The following is a 17,128-nucleotide window of genomic DNA, read 5'->3' as shown; positions in this document are numbered from 1 at the left end:
GAAAAGTAGTACTCCTTCTCAACTGCTTAAAGTCAAAGTTAGTGGTAGGCTTTGGCTTCAATTTCTCGCAAAATAAAGGCTAGTGGTAGGCCTTTATTTTTTTTTGGTAAAAAAGGGGCAAAACGAGCCAAATCATCTTGGTTTGTTTTGTCCCCAGCAAAACTTCCTACGACCCTCATAATAAATGTTTAGGGGCTTATTTTGACACCATATCTATTAAAAATTATTTACTGTTTCTGAAGTGCGTTTTAAACATGTTTAAACATAAAATATATTAAATAATATAATAAAAATAGTACGAGCTAAAGGTAGAGCAAACCCCTTTAACTCGTACTTTTTAAGATTTTTTATTATATTCAGGATCATCAAGATCTCTGGCAATATCAACACCATATAATTTATTAACTTCGGCATCTTTATCGGCTTGGTGAACAACCACGATAGCGATTGCTCCTTTGCTGCTAACGTACCCGACGAAGGTTGTTACTTCTTCAACATAATATGGCAATCCATCTGAATGGATAATATATTGTCCTGCGACTGGCATGCTTTCAATGTAAACCTTGTTCATTCGGATATAGTCGTCACCGTCATGGAGCATGATTAAAATTTTATACATGAAATACACCCTTTTCTTATTTTACCTATTGTTCTATCGTAATAGTATTAACAATTAATTACTAGGTCAAAACTTTTTATGAGGATAAAAATATGCAAAATAAACGTTTCATTTCTGCTGATAGAATTGTAGTCAAAATCGGTACTAGTACTTTGATTCGTCAAAACAGCAAGATAAATTTAAAAGTTATAAAAAAACTCGCTCACGTTTTGAGCAGTCTCAAAAAAGACGGCAAGGATGTCGTCTTAGTCTCATCAGGTGCTATCGGTGTCGGCATGGGTGTTTTGGGAATCGATACTCGGCCGATAAAAATTTCTAAACAACAAGCTGTTGCTGCTGTCGGTCAAGCGGAATTGATGCAAATCTATAATGAAGCTTTCCACGAATACGGCATGTCGGTCGGACAAATGTTGATAACTCGAGATATCATCGATTATCCCGAAAGCCACACTAACGTGATGAACAGCTTCCAAGAATTATTATCCATGGAAAATACCATCCCTATCGTCAACGAAAACGATACTGTGACGGTATCTGAATTGGATCACCACACTAAATTTGGCGATAACGACCAATTATCTGCCATTGTCACTAACCTTGTCGATGCAGACCTTTTGATTATGTTGTCAGATATCGACGGCTTTTATTCTGCTAATCCTCTCAAGGTCCCTGACGCAAAACTGATTGATCAAATCACCAAAATCAATCCTGACATCATCGCTGCAGCCGGCGGCCACGGTACTAAATTTGGAACTGGCGGCATGACGACAAAATTAAAAGCTGCCGAATTGATTTTGAAGCACAATCAGCAAATGGTCTTAACGAATGGAAAGAATCCCGAGGTAATCTTCAATATCCTTTCTGGCGAACCAGTTGGAACATTGTTCACTAAAAATCCTCAATAATCATTAACATGCTATACTTATCATTAATATAATTTAGAAATACATTTTTTACGGGAAAAATGGTGATTATTATGACAAATCTTGAAGAAATGGGTCAAAATGCCCAAAACGCTGCTTTTGAACTCGGTCAATTGGGAACGCAACAAAAAAATGCTGCCCTACTTAACATGGCTAATTCATTAGTTTCTAATACTGAAAAAATCCTCACAGCTAATAAAGAAGATATCGAGACGGCTAAGAAAAATGGTCTCAAACAAGCTATGGTCGATCGCTTATTATTGACGCCAGATCGAATCAATGACATGTCGAATGGCTTGCGCCAAGTCATGGATTTACCTGATCCAATTGGTAAAATCGATCGTGGCTGGACAACGGAAACCGGTTTAGACATCACTCAAGAAAGAGTCCCTTTAGGCGTCATCGGAATGATTTATGAAGCTCGTCCTAACGTTACCGTCGATGCTGCAGGACTTTGTTTCAAAGCCGGTAATGCAGTAATCTTGCGTGGTGGCAAAGAAGCTATCAATTCTAATATCGTCTTGTCTGAAATTTTACGTACGGCACTTAAAAACGTGGACATCAATCCAAATGCCGTTCAATTGATTGATGATATCAGTCACGAAACAGCTCAAAAGATGATGGAGCTCTCCGATTATATCGATGTTTTGATTCCTCGAGGCAGCGGCAAATTCATCAAGATGGTTGTCGATAAGGCTAAAGTTCCTATTATTGAAACTGGTGCCGGCAATTGTCACATTTATGTTGACAAAGATGCTGACCTCGATAAAGCTCTTAAAATCATCATCAATGCAAAAGTTCAACGTCCTTCCGTCTGCAACGCTGCTGAAAAAATCGTTATTCATAAAGATGTCGCTAATGAATTTTTGCCAAAAATTTATGCAGCTTTACGTGCTAACAATGTTGAAGTCAGAGGCGATACTTTATCAAAAGCAATCTGTCCTGACATCATCCCTGCTACTGAAGAAGACTGGGGAACTGAATACGACGACTACATTATTGCCATTAAAATCGTCGATTCAATTGACGAAGCTATCAAGCATGTCAACAAGTACAACACTAAACACAGCGAATCAATCATCACCGAAAATTACTCCAGCAGTCGTCAATTTATGAAACAAATTGATGCTGCAGTAGTCTACACAAACGCCTCAACACGTTTCACTGACGGACAACAATTCGGCTTTGGGGCTGAAATTGGTATCAGTACTCAAAAATTGCACGCCAGAGGTCCTATGGGAGCCAACGAATTAACGACAACTAAGTACTTGGTCCAAGGCGATGGTCAAATCAGAAAATAATTCGATTCGTCCAATAACTCAAATTACGTCAAAACATTGGCAATTATTCTTAGAAGCTGATCCATCAAAAAAAATTGTTGCCGATTATTTGAAACAAGCTGATAAATTCGAACTAGTTGATGGGACCAACCTCTTGGGTGAAATCTTATTAGTCGAAACTAGTCCGCAAACACTTGAAATTGTTAATCTCGCTGTAATTAAGAATAGGCGCAATCAGGGTCTGGGTGAACAGTTGCTCAGCTTTGCCCAAGAATACGCTCAGAGAAAAAATTATCGGTTTTTAGAAATTGGGACTGGCAGCACTAGTTTTACTCAACTTTATTTGTATCAAAAGTTTGGCTTTCGCGTTACTGATGTGATCCATGATTTCTTCGTTGATAATTATGATGAACCGATTATTGAAAATAAATTAGTTCTAAAAGATATGATTCGACTAAAAAAGGAACTTCCTTAATTGGAAGTTCCTTTTATTTTGCTTCGGGACTGTAATTTTTAATGAATTTGTAAACGTGCAAGTCTTTAGCAATCATGATCAAGTCCCCGACCATTATTGCCATGATGATGACAAACAAGAAAATGACTTGATGCAATGATGCCATATTAATTTGTAACCCTTGGTATTTCAAGTCCATGACCACGGCATAAACAATATAGCCAATCATCACAAATTCAAACAATTCAAATAAGAATTGGAAACGAACGCCAAATTTTTTATTGAGGTCATTATCCAATTTGTCCATTAAAAACGGTTTTTTACTAGAAAAGAAAGATAATTCTATAATCGTGTTTCTCATATTCAAAATTATTTCCAAAAGCAATAACAACAACCAAAACAAGAACACGAGCATAAAGCCTATAAAATAGTCACTAGATAACATTATTTTTCCTTTCTTCTATCTAGTCTAATTTTAATACAACTCGTAAAATTCTCAACATGGTTTGTTTGGCTTTTTAATAGCCTGTTTCGTAATTGACGACGTTTTTAACGACCTCGCCATTTTCGACATAGGATTTCAAGTTGCGTTTGAAGATATCAAAAGCACGATCTTCGTAATTTACACTATCCCCAGCATCATGAGGAGTAATGATGACATTTTCCATATCCCAAAGTGGACTGTCGCTTGGCAGTGGTTCGGGTGTTGTAACGTCTAAAGCACTTCCGGCGATATCTTGATTGCGTAATGCGGATATCAAATCATCCATTTCAGTCGTTTTTCCACGGCCAATGTTGATGTAATAGGCTTTCTTAGACATTTCGGAGAACATCTCTTGATTGAAAAGTCCGGTCGTTTCATCTGTTCCTGGCAAGGCGTTGACGACAAAGTGGACTTCAGAGATACGCGATTTCATTTCGGACATTGGAATCATTTCGTCGATATTTTCCACTGCTTCATCGCTTCTTCTAACGCCAATCGTCTTCATTCCCAAGGCTTTGGCATATTTAGCAAGGAGTTTGCCGATGTGACCAACACCAACAATCATGACGGTCTTATCGTAAACTTCGTCATATCCGTCTTCGTGTTTCCATTCCTTAGCGTCTTGGTAGCGAGTGGTCAAATTCATCTTCCGCACGAACATCAACATATAAGCTAACGTTTGTTCCGCAATATTGATGGCATTGGCACCTGAACCATTAGTTAAAATAACTCCCTTATCATCCAATTCACGCAATGGTAAGGCATCAACGCCGGCGCGAATAACCTGAATCCAATTCAAAGTATCGCTTTTTAAAACAGCATCTTTTAAATTGCTTGACCAATCATAAAGTACTTCTACTCCATCAAGGTCTTTTGCAGTAACCTTTTTAGGCGAAACAACTTTGAGATCGACTCCAGAAATCGATTGAATCTTTTCTGTTTGTTTTCTGGTTAAATTAACTAAACTAAGAACTTTCATTTTCCTACCTCGTTTTTTTAATTTAATTCATATTATAACTATATAGCAAAAACTATCCAGTTTTTCTGAAAATCTCTAAAAATATTCGGAATGTATGATACAATGTTAACCGTTGCTCATTATTTGATTTATTTTGCTATTTATGTTAGTAAATATTGCCCCGTATTGGTGGAGCAATTTTTTATGTGAAAATTGAAGATTATTCACGTATAAAAGACAAATTTTAACGAATTTCAAATATTTAACCCATTTATGCGTGATTTCTAATATTCGTGTTTTGCTGAATAGCGTTTAAATCGTAATGAGAAAAATCAATTAAATTTAGGGGTAGTATTTATAATGCATTATACGTTATTAGTACGTTGTGTCGCTGAATTTATCGGAACAGCTATTATGGTTGCCCTCGGTAATGGATCAGTTGCCAACGTTGAATTAAAAGGAACAAAGGGCTTCCACGGCGGGTGGATTTTGATTGGATTCGGTTATGGTATCGGTGTTATGGTACCTGCCATGATGTTTGGTCCCATCTCTGGTGGTCAAATCAATCCAGCTATGACTCTAGGAATGGCCGTTAATGGTCAATTTCCTTGGTCTGAAGTTGGTCCATATATCATCGCTCAATTCTTAGGTGCCATTTTTGGACAATTGATGATTGTTGCAGCTTACAAACCTTATTACAACAAGACAGAAAACGTCGAAAGTATTTTAGGAACATTTGCAACGATTGATGCCGAAAACAGTCGTTTGAACGGATTCATTAATGAATTTATCGGAACATTTATCTTAGTCTTTGGTGCTGTTGCTTTAACTTCAGACCACATCGATCCACGTGCCGACTTCATCGGTCTAGGATTCTTAGTTATGTGTTTGGTCGTTTCATTTGGTGGACCAACTGGTCCTGCTCTAAATCCTGCTCGTGATCTTGGTCCTCGTTTATTGCATGCTTTATTACCTTTAAATCCCAAAGGTTCTTCTCAATGGAAATACAGTTGGGTCCCTGTACTTGCTCCGATTTTAGGTGCAATTGCAGCCGTTAAGCTTTACAGTGTGTTTTTTTAAATGAAATTAGATAAATAAAGGCAATCTACCGTTTTTTTGATGGTAGATTGCCTTTTTTGGTGTGTTTGATTTATTTTAAATAACCATGGTTTCTGTCAATGTATGACAGAGAGTAATTATTTAAAATTATTGTTTGATTCCATTTCTGGAATAACCATACTTTCTGTCAATATAGTGGAAACGAGTTACGCAGGGAGCTGAACGCCCCTGCTTCACTCTCTATTTAAAGTTTATTTCATTAATAACGAATTCATCATCGCTTCTATCGACTACCACCTTAATTCCATCTACTGCTGAATCATCAACTTTAAGGTCGGTGATAGCTTGTTTATTGCTGACGTTTCCGATGTATTTCCATTCATTATTTTGATGAACATATACTTTTCCATTTACTTGACCCACTAATTTAACTGAATGGATTCCTGATATTTTAGTGAATAGTTGTTCGATTGTTCCGGTTTCGTTTGCTTTATTCAATTTCCCCACATAGGCTGTCTTATTCGTACCATCAAAGATTGCTTGTGATCCTATTTGGCCTATGCTTTGGATATTTGAAATATTTAATCCGGTTTTCCCGTTTACAGCTATTTCTCTAATTTGAAGCCAATTATCAGTTTTGCTGGTTGCAGTTATAAAGAGATATTTCACGTTGATTGGTTGATTGATGTTCAATTGATAATGTCCAACTGAATTGATTAATCCAATTGCTCTTTTATCGCTGCCATCTTTTTTATTGCCAGCATAAATAACGGCTGTCTTAAACATATCTCCTGAGGTTGCTGCATCGTCAGTTCCTTGATAAAGGTCAAGTCGTTGGATATCTTGAGCTTGATCTAGAGATATCTCAATCGTATCGCCAGCTTTTACACTGCGATTGCTCCAATACTTGGTATTCAAATTACCATCACTCATATTTTCCGGTGAGTAATCACCGTTTTGAGGGATTTCTGTAGTTGCTTGACTAGCTATTTTATTAGTTTCTGTCTTTATTGCGGTTCCACCTAGAAAGGCATCTAAGCTTGTATAAACTTTGTCGGTAAAGTTTTGGAAAATACCGTCACCAACGTATGGCGTGATTAATAAATCAGGTTTTCCAGTCCGACTATCTGGTAGTGCTTTGGCATTTGCTAAAGAAATTTGTTTCGTAAACTCTTTAAAGTATCCACTCAAAACAGCATTATCATTTTGGTTACTATTGATGTAATCATTGATATTAATTCCCTCAAGTAAAGCCTTTGCCCAATGACTTGATGCGTTAATCCAAGGCAAGGAATCATCATAAAAACCAACAGTCTTCAAATTTGTCATTGTTTCGGGTGAATCAGCGATTATATTCAAACGTTCAATCAATGCTTGTTTTGCTTCAGTATATTCTGGAGTTCCATAAGTGGCATTCTCATAGCTATTTACGAAAATCGATAAAATTGGTGCATGAACTTTATTTTTATCGGTGGCATAATCCCAATATTGATTCAAATCCACAAATGATTGTAAAGCCACTAAAGCTTCGGGATTGTCTCCCGCAATTTCATGCAAAGTATTTTGTAGCGTTACGCTTGGACTGTAAGTATTAGCATTCCACATATATTCTCCAAATCCAGCCAATCCAAACCACGATGCATAAGGTTGAATCATAGGATTACTTGTGAATCCATCCATGATTTTATAGAGGTCTTTGCTTCGACCTTCAAGTGGGTTCAAATATAGTCGATCTTGATCAGAATCATTTACAGGGAAATTATCCCAAATAAACAAATGGTCTGAATGATAAGTCTTTTTAGCTTCTTCTACAGATTCATTAGTTATTTCACCAGAGAAAACACCTTCACCAGTCCATTGCAGGCGAATATCTTTATCAAGTGCTTCGCCTTGAGCTTCCTTAAATGGGTCTTGTTTAGAGCCATTATAGTTAGTTGGCACTAACCATAAGTCTGGCAAATTGTGCTTTTTAACATATTCTTTTTGAACCCGATTGACGTAATAAGCTTGTGCATCAGCCAAGGCTGACCATGGATTATTAGGGTAATTGGTCGTTGGATGATTTTTGAATACTTTAGAATCCTCTTCAGTCATTCCCAAAGGAATATCGTCTAAGGCAATATAAAATTGTTGCACCCCAATTGATCTTAGTTGATCTAATTTGGCAACTGTCTTGTCGAAATCTGCTTGACTAGAGTATGTAATATCATTACCGGGTGAAAGTGTATAAACAAAGGAAACATGATTTCTCTTGGCCGACTCTACTAACTCCTTGATTTGATTCAACTTGTCTTGTGGGTATAGTTCCTTCCAATTGTTTCTCAAGTAGTCATCATCTTTAGGTGAATAAATATAAACATTCATCTTATGTTCACCCATGAATTTAAATAAATCTTCTCTAGCTTGTTGTGACCATGGTTGACCATAAAAGCCCTCTATTACCCCACGAATAGACATTTGTGGTGATTCACGAATGTTAATATTATCGAAACTACTCTTACTGCTAATTAAATTATTCAGATTATTGATTGCGTAAAATAAACCGGTGGCATCTTTTCCTTGAACAACTAAAATCTTTTTATTATTGACAATGCCACTTCTAATTAAATAGCCGTTGTCATTTAAATTAGCAGCATTTTCTGTATTCAAATTGGACAATTGTTGATTTACTGCTTCATCATTGGCTAAACCAAAATACGTATTATCAACATCAATTTGATTATCATTTAAAGATTGAGTTGTTTCAGCAATTGATTGTTGCGTTTGATTATCTTTAACAGAAGCACCAACCGTAGTATTAACATTATTTGATTGGACACTATAAGTCTTGTTGATACTTGCTTCAGTTTTATTGACTTTTGCATCAGCTACTTTGTTATTGCCATTAACATTATTGGTTTGATTTTTATTAACTTTGCCATCATTATTAATTGGCGTTGATGTTACAGGTATTTGATTAGTATTTTGATTTTGTTGTGCCTCGGGTGTTGTTACCTGTTTCTTTTCAGTTTGAACATTTAACTTTGAATTAGTCCCAGTATTTACCCTTTGATTGGAATTTACCTCTCTTGAATCCCCTTGTTGATTTTCGTTCATACTGCTATTTGTTTCATATTTTTGGGGTTCATTTTCTGCTTGGCCAGTTTGACTAGCGTCATTTTTATTCAAAGAATTATTATTCTCTGCAACCTCATTTGTAATGACACTAGCATGAACAATGTTCGTATTAGCTGACATATTGCTAAAGACTAGTAAGGAACCAAAAGTTGTGACCCCTAACAAAAGCAACTTATGATTACTTACAAATTTCCTGTGTTGAAATTTTCTAGTAGACATCTTAAAATCACCCTCCTTTAAATTACAAATGAAGTATATAATCTTATAAAACGTTTTCATATACATTTATATGAAAAGATACCAGTTTACTTAAAATTAAATATTTATATATTATAGGATTTATTTTTTATGTATTATTTTTATTTAACTCAATGTCTTAACTATGCGATAGAAATAAGTTTAACAAATTTTAGTTTAGTTTTTTTGGAATAACCATACTTTCTGTCAATATAGCAAAAACGAGTTACGCAGGACAGACACTTCCGGTTAAGTCTAATATCTCTGGCGCCTGCTTTGCAGTCACCTGAGATATTGGTCTTAATCCTCGGTGTCTAAGCGGTCCTGCTTCACTCTCTTCAGTTTTTTCCAAAAACTTCCTTCATCTGTCTGCAACATTAATCCTTGATAAATCTTACCAATATAAGTTGCTAACAAGACGATACTTGCTATCAATATTACTAACGAAATTCCAATCTCAATTCCACTAGCATCACTATTAACGATTCTCATTGGCATGAAGTACGTTGAGAAAAATGGTACATAGGACAATATTTTAACAACGACTGAGTCTAAATTATTTTGGAATGGGAAGGTCGCAAAAAATGCTAATAAATTAAACGTAATTACCGGTTGAGCTGCCTTTGAGGCATCTTCTGCCTTTGATACTATGGCTCCGGCAAAGGCTGCTAGAATTGTGAAGATTACTACTCCCAATAATAGATAAAGCAAATTGACGCTCAATAAATTCTTTAAAACTGAGGTGATTAAATCTTGATACTGGTGCATGAAACCTTTGGTCAGGCTGGCTCTTTGGGCGTATAGGTATAATCCCCAACCTCCAAATAAGTAAATTACGATTTGTAATAAGATTACCAACAAGACTCCAAAGATTTTCCCTAAGAAATATTTAATGGCGGTCGTACTGGAAAAGATGATTTCCATAATTTTGGTGCCTTTTTCCGAAGCAATCTCTTGAGCGGTGATGCTGGAATACGTAAGTAAAATCATATATGCCATAATAATTATGATCCAAAATGAAATAGTTTTTGCTAAGTTAGCTGTTCCAGTTTTCTTTTGTACTGATTGTTTAAAAACTGGTTGTTGAGCTAGCGATTGTGCTTGATTAGGGCTCAATTGCGCATTTTTTACGTTTAATTGTTGTTGCGCTTGAGTTAAGAAACTATTGATTTTATTCTTGTCGGCAGAATCCAAACTGTCTGTGACATAATATTTACCGGTGATTTTTTGGTCATCGCTTTTCAAAAGCAAATATCCCGCTAAACTGTTTTGATTCATCTTTTTTTGTGCAGTCTTTTTATCAGTTACTTTTTGTAAAACATTATCATGGTTACTTTTGATGAAACTGTCACGCAATTGTGATTGGTCGCTGATGACAGCAATCTTATCACTCGTCCCACCAGACTGAGCGCCAAGATATCCAGCCCCAATCGTGAAGGCAACTAGGATAAATGGTCCTAAAATTAATGTTAGAAAACTCCAAGATTTGACCTGTCTCAAAAAAGTTTCAAATGTTACAACCCAGAGTTTATTCATTGTCAGCACCTGCCTTCATTCTAAAAATCTCATCCAAAGTTGGTGGCTGCTGATTGAATTCTTCAATATATTTACCGTGGGTCAATTCGTCAAATAGTTCTGCACCAGCGTTTTCATCATCTAACAAAAGTTCAAAGCGCTTTTCTTCTAGAGACTTGACTTGAATTACGTGCGGTAATTTCTCCAACTGGTCTTGAGTCCAATTGCTTGTGACATAAATCCTTGTCTTGCCAAACGACTGTCTTACTTCTCTAACAGTGCCCTTTAAGACCACTTTGCCATTGCGTAACATCACTAAGGAATCACAGAGTTCTTCCACATTTTCCATATCGTGACTTGAAAAAATAATCGAAGCGCCTTGTTGTCTGACTTCTAGAATTGCTTGTTTCAAAAGGTCAGCATTGACTGGGTCCAAACCACTGAATGGTTCATCTAAGATAATCATTTTTGGTTGATGAATCAGTGTGGAAATTAACTGGATTTTTTGTTGATTACCTTTGGATAAATCTTTGATTTTATCTTTCCTATCGCCTTTTACAGCAAAACGTTTCATCCATCTGTCAATCTGTGGACGAATTTCTTTGGCTGATTTATTTTTCAAACGAGCTAGATAAATGATTTGTTGTTCAATTGTCAATTTGGGCATCAAACTGCGTTCTTCTGGTAGATAACCGATTTCATTGAACACATCTTCTGTTATCGGTTGGTCGTTCCAGGTAATGGTGCCTTGATATTTTAAAAAATTTAAAATACTGTGAAACGTGGTCGATTTTCCTGCTCCATTTTGACCAATCAAACCAAGGATTTGACCATTTTTCACGTCAAAAGAAACATTATCTAAAGCTTTTAAACCTCCAAAATTCTTTTTTATATTTGAGATTTGAAGCATTTATTCATCCCCTCTTTTCATATAGCCTAAATTATACAGAAATGATAATTTCTTCGATATGGTTTTAAGGAAATTTAGTTTGTGTTAGCATGTTATCTATTGTGAAAGGGGGATTATAAATGTCTGACAAACAAAAGGGCTTCTTTTATGCAATTACTGGACCAGTTCTCTGGGGATTTTCTGGCAGTATTGCTCAATATCTATTTACCCAAGAAAGCATCCCCACGCATTGGATAGTCGGTATCAGATTGCTCTTTGCTGGCTTGTTATTAGTTATCTGGTGCTATTTTGTCGATTCAAAGGAATTATTCGCCATTTTGAAGAAACCGCGTTACATCGTCCAATTATTGGCATTTGGACTTTTAGGGATGTTACCGGCTCAGTACACCTACTTTATGGCGATTAAATACGGCAATGCGCCAACAGCCACTGTCTTACAATTTTTAGGGCCATTATTCATTATCATTTATATTTCCCTGCGTAAATTGCAGCTACCACGAAGAATCGATATGATTTCAATCGTTTTAGCACTTTTGGGAACTTTTTTACTAGTGACTCATGGTCATCTCAATAAATTAATGTTGTCACCTGCAGCAATTTTATGGGGTGTCGGGACCGGTATTAGTCAGGCTTCTTACACTCTTTTGCCTCGGGGATTATTGAAACGTTTCGATGCTCGAATCGTAACTGGTTGGTCGATGCTTCTAGGCGGGATCGTCTTTGCTCCATTTGCTAATTTGGGACAAGTACCTCAATTAAATCTTAAAGCTTTGGTTTGCATCATCTTCATTGTTACCGGCGGAACAATGTTTTCTTACTTGTTCTACTTACAAAGTCTCAACTTCTTAACGCCTTCAACTACAGGAATGTTGAGTGCCTTTGAACCTTTAACGGCCACAATTTTGTCAGTAACAATTTTAAATACGAAGATCAGTGGAGCTGAATTGATTGGAGCTCTACTGATTTTAGGGATTACTTTCCTACAAGCTTTGCCACCAAATTTATTTAATTTGAAATCTAGATATAAAAAAGCACATTCTCCTGATTAGGAAAATGTGCTTTTTCTATACTATTAAACACTTATAAACTTAAATATTTATAAGCTAATTATTTATAGCCGTTAGCTCGATTCAATTGTTGCAAGTTTTCGTTGATAGCTTTATCAGCCGTCTTCAATTCTTGATCGATGTCGCTTCCGTTATAAACACCTTCCATGGCAGTTTCCTCAAGTTGACGAGCCAACTGCATTCCTTCCATCAAAATACCTGAGTTAGAATAATTTGGCTTAGCTGTTGCCAATTGTTGACCAGGAACTTTTGATTCAGGACTCTTCTTGTAAAGGTCTTTTAAGATACTTGTCTTTTGTGAATCTTTGTTTAGAGCTAAGTATCCAGTCGATTTTTGCCATTGAGCTTGGACTTCTGGTCTAACTGTATACTTGATAAATTCAAAGGCACCACGTTGTACATCTTTTGGCTTGTCATTTGAAATCCAAAGTGATGCACCACCAATAGCAACACCATTAGCTTTTTGCCCATCTGGGTGTGGGAAATATGTGATACCTAGTTCATTTTTATTACTCTTAGTCAATTGACCGATACTTGCTGAAGATTGGATGAAGATACCAACCTTATCTGATAAGAAACCAGCAGTTTGGTTAGCACCAGCACTACCACCGGAACCATAGTTGATGAAGTCGCCAGCTTTGATATTTTCTTTAATCCACTTCATGAACTTAACAGCTTCAGGGTTATTAACTTTAACTTCTGTAGGGTTACCAGTATGACCATCGTTTTGGTTAGCAATTTGAGTTCCGGCATTAGCCATAGCTTGTTCCAAGAACCAACCGTAAATTTGAATCGTCATACCTTTAGTCTTGTGACCTGACTTCTCATAAAGTTCCTTAGCCACTCTTGTAATATCACTGTATGAAGGCGATACAGGAGGTGGAGTGATGTGATACTTCTTCAATAGAGTTGCATTATAGTACAACACTGGTTGTGAAGTATTGAATGGCATTGATTGTTGCTTGCCACCATTTGAATAGAAAGCTCTCGCAACTGGTGAAATCTTGCTTACATCGAAATGATCTTGGTCGATGAAGTCTTGAACAGGTGTTGTAAAACCACTGTGAAGCATTTGCGCTGTTGAAATATCAAATGCTTGGAAAACAGCTGGCGAAGTACTTGTTCCATGAGTTTGTAAAATCTTTTGAATAGCTTCATCGTAAGTACCTTGATACTTAGGAACGACACGATATTTATTTTGTGATTTATTGAAACCGTCAACGACTTGTTCCAATGCTTGTTCGGAAGGACCACCCATTTCGTGCCAGAAGACGACTTCCGTCCGATTATCCTTAACTGCCGATTTAGCTGAAATTGCTTTGCCAAAAACTGCAATTAAGACAATTCCTAAAATTAGAATCAATGGCACAGTAAGTTTTTTGTACTTTGACATTATTTAACTGCCCCCTCATTCATACCTGACTTGAAGTAGTGTTGACCGATAAACAAAACGATAATCGTTGGAATAACGATGATAGCAGCACTAGCTTGAATCATTCCCCAGTCATTGAATGTTTCTTCTGATTGTAATTGTTTCAAACCATTTTGAATCACACGAGAATTGTTACTGAAAGTTGTCAACATTGGCCAGAGGTATTGGTTCCAAGCGCCTAAGAAACTATAAGCACCTAGAGTAATCATACTAATCTTGTTATATGGCAAGACGATGCTCCAATAAAATTGGAAATGATTCAATCCTTCAATATCAGCTGCTTCTTTTAATTCAGCTGGCGTTTGTAAGAATGATTGACGAAGCATGAAAGTACCAAATGCCGAAGTTAAAAATGGAATGATCAAAGCTCCATAATTATCTAACAAGCCCATAGCTTTAACTGTGGCAAAGTTAGGAATGATTTCAGCTTCAAATGGCAACATCATCGTAATCAAAAACATTGCAAAGATTGTCTTTTGGAATTTGAATTTCAAGAAAACAAAAGCATAAGCACTCATTGAACAAAAGAGCAATTGAGCAAACATTGTAACTGTGGCGATAACTACGGTATTAGCCAAGTAACGTAGAATTGGCGTTTTTGTAAAAGCTGATACGTAATTATCAAAGGAAATGTCGTGACTGAACAAATTACCCTTAGCGATATCTAACGTTGGCAAGAAACTAGTCCAGATACCAATGAAGAATGGAGCTAAGATTACTAAAGCTAAAGCTATTAAAATTAAATAGCTAAAAACTCTCTTTAAAGTTGCGCGCTCATCAAAATCTGCCATTAGTAGTTCACCTTTTTCTCTAAGAATTTGAATTGCAATAAGGTAAAGAAGGCAATGATAACTGTTAAGATGATTGCTTCTGTACTTGATTTTGCATAGTTACCACTGTAAAAGGCATCTTTATAAATTCGATAAACCAACATGTTAGTGGCATTTGATGGTCCACCATTAGTAATCAAATCGATCAAACCAAAACTCTTGAATGCTCCGATAATAGTAATTGTCGAAACGAAGAACAATGTTGGCGAAATCATTGGAATCGTGATGTGGAAGAATTGATATCTTGAAGATACTCCTTCAACATCAGCAGCTTCATAAAGCGTTGTTGGAACTGATTCGATAGCACCTAATAGAATCAAGAAAGTAAAACCTAAGTTCATCCAAACAGTTGTAATGATAACTGCCCACATGGCGTTTGCTGGACTAGTCAACCAGTTAACGACTGGAAGATTCAACCAACCGCTCATTAAGGCAAAGAAACCAGTTGATGGATTGAAAATAAAGAGCCAAAAGATTGCGGCAACGGCAACAGAAACTCCCATTGTTACTGAATAAAGCGTTCTAAAAATACCGATACCTGGCAATCTTTGACTTGCCAAGTTAGCTAATAAGAGACCTAAAGCAATCGTGAAAAATGTTACTGCGACCACATAGATCAAGGTGACTAACATACTAGAGATAAAGTCGGCTGAAGCAATCAATTTTGCATAATTTTGTAAACCAACAAAAACGGTTGTTTTACCCAACGTGTTAGTCAAAAACATACTGATATACAAAGTTTTAATCATAGGATAAAAAACGAACAATCCTAAAATGAGAAGCGATGGACCAATAAAAATTGAAGCGTAATATTTATCTTTCGCATTTAATTTAAAAGCTTGGCGTTGCTTTGCTTGGACCTTCTTTTCTGGAACAACGTCAGTTGTAGAAGTCTTAAGCATTGACTACATCCTCCGCATTTTTTGTAATATTTACACCATCAGCATTGAAAACCAAAATGTTGTCAGTTGCAGAAACTTGAATCGTATCATAAGCCTTGAAATCAGCATTGCTTTCTACAATTACAGAAATTTCCTTATCATTGTTGCTCATCTTAGCGTAAACGATTTTTTCATCACCCAAGAATTCAACACTGGTTACTGAAGCGTTGGCATCCAATTCTTCAACTTTTTCTAATTTCATTTCTGTTGGTCTGATACCAATTTTGAATTCGCCTGTTGGTACTTCTTGATCAATGTTTACTTGGAAATCATCGTTAACATTGATGCGGCCATCGTCTTCTTTAACAGCAGGTAAAATATTGATTGGTGGAACACCGAAGAAACTAGCAACGAATTCATTAGCGGGCTTCTTGTAAATTTCTGCAGGTGTTCCGATTTGTTGAACCTTTGAGTCATGCAAGACCATAATGTGGTCAGCCATCGTCATTGCTTCAACTTGATCGTGGGTAACGTAGATTAAAGTTAAGCCCAATTTTCTTTGTAGTGAATAGATTTCTTGGCGCATCTTGATTCTTAATTGTGCATCCAAGTTAGATAGAGGTTCGTCCATTAGACAGATTTTAGCATCGCTGGCAACAGCACGGGCTAAAGCCACACGCTGTCTTTGTCCACCAGATAATTCACGCGGTTTACGTTCTTTTAATTCTTCCAAATTAACCATGCGTAAAGCGTTATTTACTCGTTCGTCAATTTCTGACTGTGACTTATCTTTTCTAGCTTTCAAGCCAAAAGCCACATTGTCCCAAACGCTTAAAAATGGGAAAAGAGCGTAACTTTGGAAGACCATTGTCAAATTACGATCCTTTGGTGGCAAGTTATTGACTACTTTATCGTCAATACTGATTCGACCATCGCTGATTTCTGTTAGGCCGGCAATCATGCGTAGCAAGGTACTCTTACCACAACCTGATGGTCCAACTATTACAAAGAATTCCCCAGTTTGAATCTCTGCTGAGACATCACTCAAAACGGTTTTATCCGCTTCATACTGTTTAGAAACGTTCGTCAATACTGTAGACATTTATCTAATCCCTCCAAATATGTCATTGGTTACAGTATGTATCCGCGATGTATATATCTAATCTATTTCATGTAAATTTATTGTAAAGAATCTAATGATTTACCGAAAAAAAAATCCGTCCCCAATTCAATAATGAAGTGAACCCCATTAATTGGAGTTTATTTTAGGCAATCAGTTGGTCGGAAAGATTCCGGTATTCTACCGGTGTCTTTCCGGCCAATTTTGTCCTTATCCTTTTGTTGTTATAGTAATATACATAT

The 17,128-nt window shown here is 36.5% G+C and carries 16 protein-coding genes; 5 read left to right on the top strand and 11 right to left on the bottom strand.

Features of this window, described 5'->3' with window-relative positions:
* Positions 1–337: 337 nt before the first annotated feature.
* Complete coding sequence (locus FHL05_RS09020; protein WP_153386379.1) at positions 338–619, bottom strand: LysR family transcriptional regulator; 282 nt, start codon at positions 617–619, stop codon at positions 338–340.
* A 92-nt stretch (positions 620–711) separates the two neighbouring features.
* Here FHL05_RS09020 and proB point away from each other — a divergent pair, with 92 nt between their 5' ends.
* The 3 genes from proB (at position 712) to FHL05_RS09005 (ending at position 3,297) form a co-directional block, all read left to right on the top strand.
* The gene (gene proB / locus FHL05_RS09015; RefSeq protein WP_153386377.1) at positions 712–1,524 is read left to right on the top strand and encodes a glutamate 5-kinase; all 813 of its coding nucleotides are present in this window, start codon (positions 712–714) and stop codon (positions 1,522–1,524) included.
* A 71-nt stretch (positions 1,525–1,595) separates the two neighbouring features.
* On the top strand, positions 1,596–2,843 hold the full coding sequence (locus tag FHL05_RS09010; protein WP_153386376.1) for a glutamate-5-semialdehyde dehydrogenase: 1,248 nt from the start codon (positions 1,596–1,598) through the stop codon (positions 2,841–2,843).
* Positions 2,824–3,297, top strand: coding sequence for a GNAT family N-acetyltransferase (locus tag FHL05_RS09005; RefSeq protein ID WP_153386374.1), 474 nt, complete (start codon positions 2,824–2,826; stop codon positions 3,295–3,297). Before FHL05_RS09010 ends, FHL05_RS09005 begins: the two co-directional genes overlap by 20 nt.
* A 13-nt stretch (positions 3,298–3,310) precedes the next feature.
* On the opposite strand, the gene FHL05_RS09000 is transcribed toward FHL05_RS09005, so the two are convergent.
* Both FHL05_RS09000 and FHL05_RS08995 read right to left on the bottom strand, forming a co-directional pair.
* On the bottom strand, positions 3,311–3,637 hold the full coding sequence (locus FHL05_RS09000; protein ID WP_153386372.1) for a hypothetical protein: 327 nt from the start codon (positions 3,635–3,637) through the stop codon (positions 3,311–3,313).
* A gap of 157 nt (positions 3,638–3,794) precedes the next feature.
* Entirely contained in the window at positions 3,795–4,739 is a 945-nt protein-coding gene (locus FHL05_RS08995; RefSeq protein WP_153386370.1) for a D-2-hydroxyacid dehydrogenase, read from the bottom strand.
* A 339-nt stretch (positions 4,740–5,078) separates the two neighbouring features.
* Between FHL05_RS08995 and FHL05_RS08990 the strand changes: the two genes are divergently transcribed.
* The gene (locus FHL05_RS08990) at positions 5,079–5,798 is read left to right on the top strand and encodes an MIP/aquaporin family protein (RefSeq protein ID WP_153386368.1); all 720 of its coding nucleotides are present in this window, start codon (positions 5,079–5,081) and stop codon (positions 5,796–5,798) included.
* Between the two features lie 219 nt (positions 5,799–6,017).
* On the opposite strand, the gene FHL05_RS08985 is transcribed toward FHL05_RS08990, so the two are convergent.
* The 3 genes from FHL05_RS08985 to FHL05_RS08975 form a co-directional block, all read right to left on the bottom strand.
* Complete coding sequence (locus FHL05_RS08985) at positions 6,018–9,113, bottom strand: glycoside hydrolase family 84 protein (protein ID WP_162000266.1); 3,096 nt, start codon at positions 9,111–9,113, stop codon at positions 6,018–6,020.
* Positions 9,114–9,431: 318 nt separating this feature from the next.
* Positions 9,432–10,667, bottom strand: a complete 1,236-nt coding sequence (locus FHL05_RS08980; protein WP_153386365.1) for an ABC transporter permease — start codon at positions 10,665–10,667, stop codon at positions 9,432–9,434.
* The gene (locus tag FHL05_RS08975) at positions 10,660–11,556 is read right to left on the bottom strand and encodes an ABC transporter ATP-binding protein (protein ID WP_153386363.1); all 897 of its coding nucleotides are present in this window, start codon (positions 11,554–11,556) and stop codon (positions 10,660–10,662) included. The genes FHL05_RS08980 and FHL05_RS08975 overlap by 8 nt, the downstream gene beginning before the upstream one ends.
* A gap of 119 nt (positions 11,557–11,675) precedes the next feature.
* Here FHL05_RS08975 and FHL05_RS08970 point away from each other — a divergent pair, with 119 nt between their 5' ends.
* Positions 11,676–12,605, top strand: coding sequence for a DMT family transporter (locus tag FHL05_RS08970; RefSeq protein WP_153522504.1), 930 nt, complete (start codon positions 11,676–11,678; stop codon positions 12,603–12,605).
* Between the two features lie 58 nt (positions 12,606–12,663).
* On the opposite strand, the gene FHL05_RS08965 is transcribed toward FHL05_RS08970, so the two are convergent.
* The 5 genes from FHL05_RS08965 to FHL05_RS12850 form a co-directional block, all read right to left on the bottom strand.
* Entirely contained in the window at positions 12,664–14,016 is a 1,353-nt protein-coding gene (locus tag FHL05_RS08965; RefSeq protein WP_153386358.1) for an ABC transporter substrate-binding protein, read from the bottom strand.
* Positions 14,016–14,846 carry a carbohydrate ABC transporter permease gene (locus FHL05_RS08960; RefSeq protein ID WP_153522502.1) on the bottom strand — a complete coding sequence of 277 codons (831 nt, stop codon included), beginning with the start codon at positions 14,844–14,846 and terminating at the stop codon, positions 14,016–14,018. The genes FHL05_RS08965 and FHL05_RS08960 overlap by 1 nt, the downstream gene beginning before the upstream one ends.
* Positions 14,846–15,787, bottom strand: coding sequence for a carbohydrate ABC transporter permease (locus FHL05_RS08955; protein WP_153386354.1), 942 nt, complete (start codon positions 15,785–15,787; stop codon positions 14,846–14,848). Before FHL05_RS08955 ends, FHL05_RS08960 begins: the two co-directional genes overlap by 1 nt.
* On the bottom strand, positions 15,780–16,868 hold the full coding sequence (locus tag FHL05_RS08950) for an ABC transporter ATP-binding protein (RefSeq protein WP_153386352.1): 1,089 nt from the start codon (positions 16,866–16,868) through the stop codon (positions 15,780–15,782). The genes FHL05_RS08955 and FHL05_RS08950 overlap by 8 nt, the downstream gene beginning before the upstream one ends.
* A gap of 163 nt (positions 16,869–17,031) precedes the next feature.
* Positions 17,032–17,128 (bottom strand): IS3 family transposase (locus FHL05_RS12850; protein WP_153384755.1); only part of this gene is annotated, 97 nt, incomplete at its 5' end.

This window comes from Companilactobacillus halodurans (assembly GCF_009600995.1).
Lineage (GTDB): Bacteria > Bacillota > Bacilli > Lactobacillales > Lactobacillaceae > Companilactobacillus > Companilactobacillus halodurans.
Note: the sequence above shows the minus strand (reverse complement) of the source record. Positions and strands in the feature narration are given on the sequence as shown.